The 9,453-nt window shown below is 44.1% G+C and carries 11 protein-coding genes; all 11 read right to left on the reverse strand.

Annotation, left to right across the window (positions count from 1 at the left end; translation table 11 throughout):
* On the reverse strand, window positions 1-1,624 hold a 1,624-nt coding region (locus P5683_RS20025), incomplete at its 3' end, for a HEAT repeat domain-containing protein (RefSeq protein WP_315657567.1).
* Between the two features lie 166 nt (window positions 1,625-1,790).
* Entirely contained in the window at window positions 1,791-2,903 is a 1,113-nt protein-coding gene (locus tag P5683_RS20030; protein WP_008053724.1) for a hypothetical protein, read from the reverse strand.
* A gap of 57 nt (window positions 2,904-2,960) precedes the next feature.
* Window positions 2,961-3,179 carry a hypothetical protein gene (locus tag P5683_RS20035; RefSeq protein WP_315663177.1) on the reverse strand — a complete coding sequence of 73 codons (219 nt, stop codon included), beginning with the start codon at window positions 3,177-3,179 and terminating at the stop codon, window positions 2,961-2,963.
* A gap of 97 nt (window positions 3,180-3,276) precedes the next feature.
* On the reverse strand, window positions 3,277-3,597 hold the full coding sequence (locus P5683_RS20040; protein WP_039932364.1) for a type I restriction enzyme endonuclease domain-containing protein: 321 nt from the start codon (window positions 3,595-3,597) through the stop codon (window positions 3,277-3,279).
* On the reverse strand, window positions 3,546-3,833 hold the full coding sequence (locus tag P5683_RS20045; protein ID WP_006623778.1) for a type II toxin-antitoxin system PemK/MazF family toxin: 288 nt from the start codon (window positions 3,831-3,833) through the stop codon (window positions 3,546-3,548). The genes P5683_RS20040 and P5683_RS20045 overlap by 52 nt, the downstream gene beginning before the upstream one ends.
* Window positions 3,830-4,081 (reverse strand): hypothetical protein, encoded by a 252-nt coding sequence (locus P5683_RS20050; protein ID WP_006623777.1) that lies wholly within the window; start codon window positions 4,079-4,081, stop codon window positions 3,830-3,832. Before P5683_RS20050 ends, P5683_RS20045 begins: the two co-directional genes overlap by 4 nt.
* A 204-nt stretch (window positions 4,082-4,285) precedes the next feature.
* Window positions 4,286-4,555, reverse strand: coding sequence for a type II toxin-antitoxin system VapC family toxin (locus tag P5683_RS20055; RefSeq protein WP_315640964.1), 270 nt, complete (start codon window positions 4,553-4,555; stop codon window positions 4,286-4,288).
* A gap of 121 nt (window positions 4,556-4,676) precedes the next feature.
* The gene (locus P5683_RS20060; protein ID WP_006623775.1) at window positions 4,677-4,925 is read right to left on the reverse strand and encodes a hypothetical protein; all 249 of its coding nucleotides are present in this window, start codon (window positions 4,923-4,925) and stop codon (window positions 4,677-4,679) included.
* Between the two features lie 215 nt (window positions 4,926-5,140).
* Window positions 5,141-5,413 (reverse strand): hypothetical protein, encoded by a 273-nt coding sequence (locus P5683_RS20065; RefSeq protein WP_315641981.1) that lies wholly within the window; start codon window positions 5,411-5,413, stop codon window positions 5,141-5,143.
* Window positions 5,414-5,625: 212 nt separating this feature from the next.
* A complete protein-coding gene (locus tag P5683_RS20070; RefSeq protein ID WP_008053734.1) occupies window positions 5,626-5,916 on the reverse strand; it encodes a nucleotidyltransferase family protein in 291 nt (96 codons plus the stop codon).
* A 278-nt stretch (window positions 5,917-6,194) separates the two neighbouring features.
* Complete coding sequence (locus P5683_RS20075; RefSeq protein WP_315640963.1) at window positions 6,195-9,290, reverse strand: type I restriction endonuclease subunit R; 3,096 nt, start codon at window positions 9,288-9,290, stop codon at window positions 6,195-6,197.
* Window positions 9,291-9,453 lie beyond the last annotated feature (163 nt).

The raw sequence follows: 9,453 nt of genomic DNA on the forward strand, positions 1-9,453 counted from the left end.
CATCAGGATTTCCTTGTCCGATTTTCCATAAACTTTCTGCCGCCTGAATACGGGTATATTCATTCTCTGTGGTGCGGATAACTTGGAGCAAACCAGCGATCGCATCAGGATTTCCTTGTCCGATTTTCCATAAACTTTCTGCCGCCTGAATACGGGTATATTCATTCTCTGTGGTGCGGATAACTTGGAGCAAACCAGCGATCGCATCGGGATTTCCGACACCGATTTCCTCTAAACTATATGCCGCTCGCCTACGGGTATCTTCATCCTCAGTCGTGCGGATAATCTCGAGCAAACCAGCGATCGCATCAGGGTTTCCCTGTCCGATTTCCTCTAAACTCCATGCTGCCCGCCAACGAGTCAATTTATCCTCAGTGGTGCGGATAATTTCGAGCAAACCAGCGATCGCATCGGGATTTCCTGGGTCGATTTCCCCTAAACTAAATGCTGCCTGATAACGGGTATTTTCATTCTCAGTAGTGCGGATAATTTCAAGCAATACAGCGATCGCATCAGGGTTTCCTGGGTCGATTTTCCCTAAACTATCTGCTACCCGCCAACGGGCCCATTCATTCTCAGTGGTGCGGATAATTTCGAGCAATACAGCGATCGCCTTGGGATTTCCTGGGTCGATTTTCCCTAAAGTCTCTGCTGCCTGCATCCGACTGTCCTTTTCTGGGCAATTCTCAATAAGTTCAATCAGTGCGGACATCGCCAAGGGTCTAATGGTTTGTGGTATCACCTCTCTCGCCGCTTCTTCGATGGGTTCTAAAAAGGTTTGCCATTCCTGTTTTTCAGTATTGAAATAACCAAACCCCCACTTCACCACCTGCCGCACAATATCGGTAGCCAGAGAACAAGTCTTAAATTGATTAATTTCAGCAGCAGCCAGCAAATATGTTTTATATTCATAAAAATCTCTGACCCCATCCTCAAACTCAACCAACGCCCGAATAAACTCCTCCTTCTTCTGAGCCTGAATCTCCTTACGCCCCAACCAACACAAAATCACCTGCTTCCACTGCTTCTCAAAAATCCGATACCGCCTCCCCGCCACCGGAGAATCAACATGATTCCGAGGCAGAAAATAATCCCAATCCTCCACCGCCAACGCTGCAAAATACTCCTGAAACGTCGCATGATAAAAGGCAAAAATACTATCGCCGCGTCCATCTCTGCCCACCCGATTTAACCAACCCAACCGCAACACCAAATAAGCCCACGAAGTCTGATCTGATTCCTCCCCTAGATGCTCTTCCACCAAAGCCTGTGATAACCGAAATCGCTGCCGGGGCAAATTCAGCGCCGCCTTTGCCAGTTCCCCCAATTGCCGATTCAAATTCTGCTTTAATTTCGTGGTATTCGTGCCACAAACTTCCGCATACTTTTCCAAGTCATTTAAATTCTGATTCCACTCATAAATTTTTCGCAGGTAACGCTGATATAACTCCGCCTGAGTGTCCGGCAACGACCCATCCCAAATCATGCAGAGCATCGTCAAACACAAGGGATTTTGGACTAAATCAAGGAGGTTTTCCCGTCCCGGTTCATGGAGGGCGGCGATTAGAGCATCTGCAGGAGTTGGGGCTAAATTTTTCATGGTATTCTGGTGGGAGTCAGGCATAAATTACTAGAAATTACCTATTGACAAAACGACCAAATAGTGCATTGAGAAATCTTGAGTGATCCAGTCAGAAAATACCCCCTAGTTGACATGAGAAACCCTGGCTAAATTTGACTAACCTACCCGACAAGAGTAGCGATCGCCCCCGCCAATAATCTGCATAAATTTAGTTGAGGTTTAACTGCTTGAGCAGGGCTTCACCTGTCGTCTGGGGAACATTATACTCAGATAGAGTTGTTGCGTCAATTGCACCGCCGCCATAGGTCAAAACTCCCCATTGCCCCTGTTCTTTTCGGAGCAACATCATCCCGGCTGTTTCCCCTTGCTGCCAAGTAAGTAAAGCCGTGTCATCAGCGATCGCCATTTTTTCAATGGTTGGGGTAGGCAACCCTGCTGCTAAGGCTCCCGGTTCCAAAAACATGAGGGCAATGCGTTGTATTTCTTGGCGGTCTGAAGTTGGCTGATTGCTGACTGTGAAATTATTGAGGTCAAACTGTGCAGAAATTTCGATGATCTGCTCTCTCGCATCGAGTTCTAGCTGATGCCAACGGGCTTTATCTGTAGTCACGTTGAGCGCCATTTTTTCAATGGTTGGGGTAGGCAACCCTGCCCCGGCTAAGGCTCCCGGTTGCCAAAACATAAGGGCAATGGGTTGTATTTCTTGGCGGTCTGAAGTTGGCTGATTGCTGACTGTGGAATTATTGAGGTCAAACTGTGCAGAAATTTCCATGATCTGCTTTCTCGCATCGAGTTCTAGCTGATGCCAACGGGCTTTATCTGTAGTCACGTTTATCTGTCGGTTTCCAACTAACTCTACAATGGTCTGGCGAGCTTCTGGGAGTAGCACAAAAACCTCATCAGAGTGGAAGTAGCGAATTGCATAGATATCTGCGTTCTCATTGAGCCAATATCCGGCACCATCACCCTCACTAGCCAGAGATGAAGAGGCATAAACCACTTGAATCAAGCCCTGGGAGTCAGTCATCGTGCAGAGCTGATAACGCAAATTCCCGACAATTTTTTCCTGTTGTTGACAGGCTCGCCGGGTCAAACGCTCAAATTCTGTATAAATTGCCTCGGCGTTGTAGTGCCTCGATGCCAACCCAGAGGGGCTGGATACAGTAACGGGAGATGAGGCGATCGCAGCGTTTTGGGGTAGAAAAGACTCCGAAGATGGTCTTATAGTCTGCTCAGTAGTCTGCCCAGTTGTCAACTGCCCACAAGCCAATAATCCACAACTCAACCCCAGGAGTCCAGCCCAGCTCAAAGTTTTGGTCATCTTTTAGTGACATCGAATAAATAGACTTTGAGTTTAGCATACTGCCTACAGCATCGTTTATCGTCCGGGTAAGGAGCGATCGCGCCGTTGGGGTTTGGGTGATGAGGGTAGAGCGATCGCGCCGTCCCTTGGCTCATTGGGAAAACATCTTTTTGACCAATGGAGCTTTATCGATGGTGTTTGGTCGAGAACAATTTGCCCTTCCTTACCCTGAAACTGGCAGGCAATTCGCGTCTGGTAGGCTTTCCCTTGTGTCGTCATTGGGGCAATAATCACCGTGGCAATATAAAGGTAGTCTCCTTGGCAAACTCTCTGTTTTCAGCGATCGCAATTAGCAACTATTTCAACCTACCACAGGGAGATAGCTTGACAATTATTTTGCTTTGTGATATCTCAGGTTTATTGGTGCGAAATTTAGAATTAACCGTGCTACGGAGACGAGCGCGCGCACTTTCCCGATGCGCCCAGTCAATTTCAGGCTCATTAGCAATTCATGGGCGATCGTTTTTAGGCTGTCATTGCCCATCACTTCCACGGCGCTTTCATTCTCCGCCAGAGCGTCATAAAAGGCGATTTCATCCGCAGAAAGTCCTTGTTCCTCGCCCCGTTGGCGGGCGGCTTTAATATCTTGAGCCAGATTGATTAATTCTTGCAGAACTTCAACCGTTGATCTATTGGTCTTGTTTGTAAACAATCAGCAATAGATTTTTGGGTTAATCCATTAACAGAAGAAGGATTAATTTCAACATTAGTTTTAATTTTGGCTTTTTTACTATTCCATTCAGTTATGGGAACAACTTGAATTATAGGAACTCTTTGATTATAAGTATTATTGGTCACAATAATACAAGGACGAATTTTCCCTGTTTCCGAGCCTTTGGTTGGCTCAAGATTAACGTCAATAATCATTCCTATTTCTAGTTTACTCATTCTACAAAATCCAATAATGCTGACTCAGTTAATTCTTTAAGTTCATTACTTTCTTGATATATTTCTGCATACAAATTAGCAGATTGTTCTAAATCTAATTCTTCTTGAATCTTCTTTTTAAGTGTTGTTTCTACTAATTTACTTGCCAAGAGATTTAAAAAATCTTCCTCACTTTCAGTAAATAGTTCTACAACAATTTCTTTAATCATATTTTTAAGTTGATTTTGTTCTAAGAATAAGTCAGACATAATAACCTCCGTAATGTATCAATGGCAGAATCAGGAATATTCTGGATTTCTTTAAGTCGTTTCGGCGAGATACTCATAATTTTGTCTCCGTCTCCTTTTGGTTTTTGTTTTCATCCCATTCACATTCCCTTGTAGGTTAAATACATTTTGTATATATATCAACAATAGCATAAGATTGAGTTTCAATAATAAAAATTAAATATTTTACTCCGAATCCTCAAGTTGTAAACTTTTTACTCTTTGAAACTCCTTAGTATTATGAGTTACTAAAATCAGATTATTAGCTAAAGCAATAGCCGCAATCTGAAAGTCATAAGCACCTATAGGAGTACCTAATTTTGATAATTCCGAGCGAATTTCACCATAAATTTTCGCTGATTTACCATTAAAGGGTAAACTAACATATTGAGAGAAAAATAACTCATATAAAGCTAGATTTTGCTCTTTTTTAGCACTACGACAAGCAAATATAATTCTGCTTTGACTACATCACATAAACAAATATCTTGGCGAGGAGTAATTTTAAATTTATTGATTACATTAAGATTACGTCCCGTTAAATATTGAATACAGGTATTGGTATCTAACAAATAAATCATGATTCAATATCCCAAATTCTCTCATCACAATTTACTAATTCTTCTCTAATTAAAACTTCACCTTCCCACTTGCCCGCAGTCTTTTCAAAAAAATCAGCAGGATAACCTAATTCTTCAGGTGTTGGTATTGTTTCTTCAACCAAATCACTAATAACAATTTCTAATTCTTTGTTAGCTAATTGTTGGGGAAGTTGTAATAATAACTTCCCTTCAGGATCAGTTTTTAATTTGAGTTTGATTTTCATAGTAAAATTTCTCCCTAAAACTAAGAGGTGTCAAAAATTGCTAGATCTAGCATACACAAAACTTGATTCCTCGCCCAATTCCTGAACTGGCAAGGGGTTCAGCCTTTTTTAAAGGTGGATGTTATACAGAATCAAGGGGATATGCACCTTAGCCTCAAAAAGCTACAAGTCTTTACTGCCAGGAGTTACTGTTTTTAATCACTCTGGGCAAAGAATCACCGGATAAAGGTTTCCATCTGCTCCGCCTCAAAGGGTAAATTCGGATACACATCAAACCCGGAAAAGGCATTTTTATCGGCTTCCCAAACATTCACCCGACAAAAGGCGATACGGCTACCGCCACACTCAGCGATCGCTCCTTCAACTCTCGCCGACTTCAGCCATTGTTCCAGAATTAAAGCTACATCAAGGAAGATACCGAATTGGGTTTTGGCTACCTTCGGCTGTAAAAATAACAACCACCTTTTCACCTGGCTTGAGCAAGTCACGGGCTTTCACAAATCACTCCTACAATATCAATAATGGCAAGGTTTGATCAAACTGTACCCTGAAACTGGCAGGCAATTCGCGTCGGGTAGGCTTTCCCTTTTGTCGTCATTGGTGCAATAATCACCGTGGCAATATAAAGGTAGTCTCCTTGGCAAACTCTCTATTTTCAGCGATCGCAGCCAGCACGTCTCTTACTCTATTTTTCCAATTCCTAGAAGGCACGAATCGCCTCCTGAAAAACGGGTTCTCGTAGATCAAGTTTGAGGGAGTCGGGCGTACCTAGATCAACTGATCTTTCTAAAATCTCCTCTAGGTATCGTTTCAACCGGACAAAAGTGAATAACCCAACTGGACGATCAAACTCGACGAGCAGATCAACATCACTGTTTATGTGCGCTTCATCCCTTGCCACTGAACCAAAGATCATCAGAGACTTCACGCCAAAATTTTTTAGTGTGTTTTGGTGATTTGCGAGTAATGTCAGGGCTTCCTGTTTTCGCACTGCCTAACCTGCCAGAAAGAGACTTATTGAAAATTGTAGCGTATAACATTCCCTCTCGTGAGTGGTTATCGCGCCGTTGGGGTTTGGGTGATGAGGGTAGAGCGATCGCGATTGGTAAAAATCACAATCGCCCCAACTCCCGTAGATTCTGCAATTTCAACTCAAAATCTTCCACGTCGTAGGAGTAGAAGGGAATATGGCGATCCGGTCGGGTGCAGTGATTGGTTATGGGTTTTGGTACAATGGCTTCCCTATCGTTTTTTCGTGAATGGGTAGTCCTAAATCTGCCCGCCTACGTCTTTAAACTTCTCAACAAACGCCGAGATTTTCTGGAAAACGCTCTGCTTTTTGGTTTTGTATTGTGGATTAAGCGGACTCATTTTAGGCAGTGTTGAATTTAACTCAGTCCCATTCTCGCTGGCGAACTTGCGTTTCAGCGAGGCACTGATATAGCGTCGCGCCGCTTCTTCATTCAAGCCTTCTGAATGAATCAACTCATCTGCTTCGCGGGCTTGCTCGGCTTGGGCAAATTTAAAGAAAGCATCAATGATGCTCGCCTTATCTGCCATCTCATCGAGATTGGTTTGATTAATAAAATCTACAATCAGGCTTTCTTTGGCTCGATTGCCTAGGCTGGCTCGAATCAAGCGGCGCACTTCTTCGATCAACTCACCTTTATTTTGATTCTTTTTGTTTTGCTCAAAAATTAGCTCAAGAATGTAATCCAGATTTATTTCTTGGGATTTCAGCAAATCCACTTCAAACACCACATCATCCCAATCGATCGCCAATTTTGCTTGTTCACCGTCCGCTTTTTCCCGGCGTAACCAGTCGCGGATATCGTTGTAGGTCGAGCGGTAATCTTGAATGGTGCGATCGCTCGGAATTTTGATCGCTTGCAGTGCCGTCAGGTCTTCATCAGTTAAATAGTGTTCCACTTTAAACGCTGCCACCGCCGCCGGGTCATTTATATCCACCTGTTGCAAGGCTTTCAGGCTGGCAAATTCATCGTAGTTTTGCAGCACATTTTCAACGCGCAAATATTCGCCAAATAGCTTGGCAAAGTCTTTTTTGTCTGTTTCTAAAAAAATCTCGTCGGGGTTGGGAAAACGCTCCTCTAATTCCGTGACTATTTCCAAAAAGCCGCGCCGTGCTTCACCCGTCACCGCATCCGTAAAGCCCTCCATATATTCCCTGTAGCTTTTTTCCAACACCACGTTTTTCGTGTTTTTATCGCCAAATAGGGTAATAGCGTCAATGGTGGCTTGTTCCAAATCGCGGAAGGTGACGATATTGCCAAAGGTTTTGGTAGCATTATAAATGCGGTTGGTGCGTGAATAGGCTTGCAGCAAACCGTGATAGCGCAGGTTTTTATCCACAAATAAGGTGTTAAGTGTGGGCGCATCAAATCCCGTCAGGAACATCCCCACGACAATCAGCAGGTCAATTTCTTGGGCTTTTACTTGCTTGGCGAGATCGCGGTAGTAGTTTTGGAAACCGTTGCTATCTACGCTGAAGTTGGTTTTAAACAGGGCGTTATAGTCAGCGATCGCCGAGCTTAAAAATTCTTTGGCGCTGCTGTTCATAGCTGATACATCAAAGCTTTCATCCAAAATTTCCCCCACGGCTTCTTGTTCTTCATTGGCTGCAAAGGAAAAAATTGTCGCGATTTTCAAAGGTTTCTCGCGGTCTTTTTGCAACTTATTAAATGTTTCGTAATACAGCTTGGCAGCGTCCACACTGCTCACCGCAAACAGCGCGTTAAACCCTTTGCCGCCCCCTTGCAAGCGGTGGGTTTTTTGGCGGAAGTTCTTCAAGATGTATTCAGAAATCTCGCGAATGCGATCGGGGTGTAACAGGGCTTGTTTGTTTTCGGCGGCGCTCAGTTTTTGCTGGTCTTGCTCCGTTTCAATCGCTTTGAACTTGGGACGAACATCGTTGTAGTCCACCTTGAACTTCAGCACTTTTTCATCACGGATCGCGTCGGTGATTACATAGCAATGCAATTCACGACCAAAGACGCTGGTGGTGGTGTCTGCGCCCAGGGCGTTTTGCGGAAAAATGGGCGTCCCAGTGAATCCAAACTGATAAAACCGTTTAAATTTTTTCCGTAAGTTCTTCTGCGCCTCACCAAACTGGCTGCGGTGGCATTCATCAAAAATAAACACCACTTGCTTTTTATAGATGGCTAGGTCGCTTTCGGTTTTCATCAGGTTATTGAGTTTCTGGATGGTGGTAACGATGATTTTATTGTCATCTTTCTCCAGATTACGCTTCAGCCCCGCAGTGCTGTCAGAGCCATTCACGCTATCGGGCGAAAAGCGTTGATATTCTTTCATGGTTTGGTAGTCGAGGTCTTTGCGATCGACCACAAAAAACACTTTGTCGATCAAATCTAGCTCCGTCGCCAGCCGCGCCGCTTTGAAGCTGGTTAGGGTTTTGCCGGAGCCGGTGGTGTGCCAGATATAGCCGCCGCCCTCAAGACGGCTCCAGTGTTTGGCTTGGTAGGCGCTGTTGATTTTCCATAAAATGCGCTCGGTGGCCGCAATCTGGTAGGGGCGCATCACCAGCAAGGTGTTATTTACATCAAACACCGAATACTTCAACAGGACACTGAGGAGGATGTTTTTCTCAAAAAAGGTGGCGGTAAAGTCTTTCAGGTCTTTAATCAGGGTGTTATCCGCTTTCGCCCAATTCATCGTAAAGTCAAAGCTATTTTTATTGCGCTGGGTGGTGTTGGCAAAGTAGCGGGTATTGGTTCCGTTGGAAATAACAAACAGTTGCAAATATTTATAGAGGGAATGTTCGGCGTTAAAGCTTTCTTTGCTGTAGCGATGGATTTGGTTAAAGGCTTCACGAATTGCCACGCCGCGTTTTTTGAGTTCGATTTGCACTAGCGGCAAGCCGTTGACTAAGATGGTCACATCGTAGCGGTTGGCTTGGGTCCCCTTTTGTTCAAATTGTTCGATCACTTGTACTTTGTTGCGGGGAAGGTTCTTTTTGTCCAGCAGGTAGATGTTTTGAATGCGACCATCATCAAATACAAAATCATGGATATAGTTTTCATGGATTTTGCGGGTTTTCTCAATAATGCTGTCGCCCGGTTTATCTAGAAAGGTTTCTACAAAGCGCTGCCATTCGCTATCGGTAAACTGCACATGATTGAGGGTCTGCAACTGCTCGCGCACGTTGGCTAACATGGCTTGGGGTTTGGTTAATTTCGGCAGGTAATGATAGCCTTGATTAACTAAGTCCTGAATCAATTCGCGCTGTAAATCGCTTTCGCTTTGGTAACTATTGCTCTGCGGTATTTTGGTGTATTGATCCAGAATGATAAAGTTATTGGATTCGGCGATCGCCTTGTAGTCGGTCATCTATGCCTCCGTTTTGGGAAAGGTGAGTAGTAAATCGCGGTAATATTCGTATTGCTTTACTGTTAGTCTTGCCGGGAACAAACTTCCATTTTTAATTTTTCTCCGATTGCATCTTCAGCTACATCCAGATCATAATCCATTTGCAAACCCATCCAAAACCGGG

Origin of the sequence: Limnospira sp. PMC 1279.21, from assembly GCF_032349615.1 — a bacterium.
GTDB lineage: Bacteria > Cyanobacteriota > Cyanobacteriia > Cyanobacteriales > Microcoleaceae > Limnospira > Limnospira fusiformis.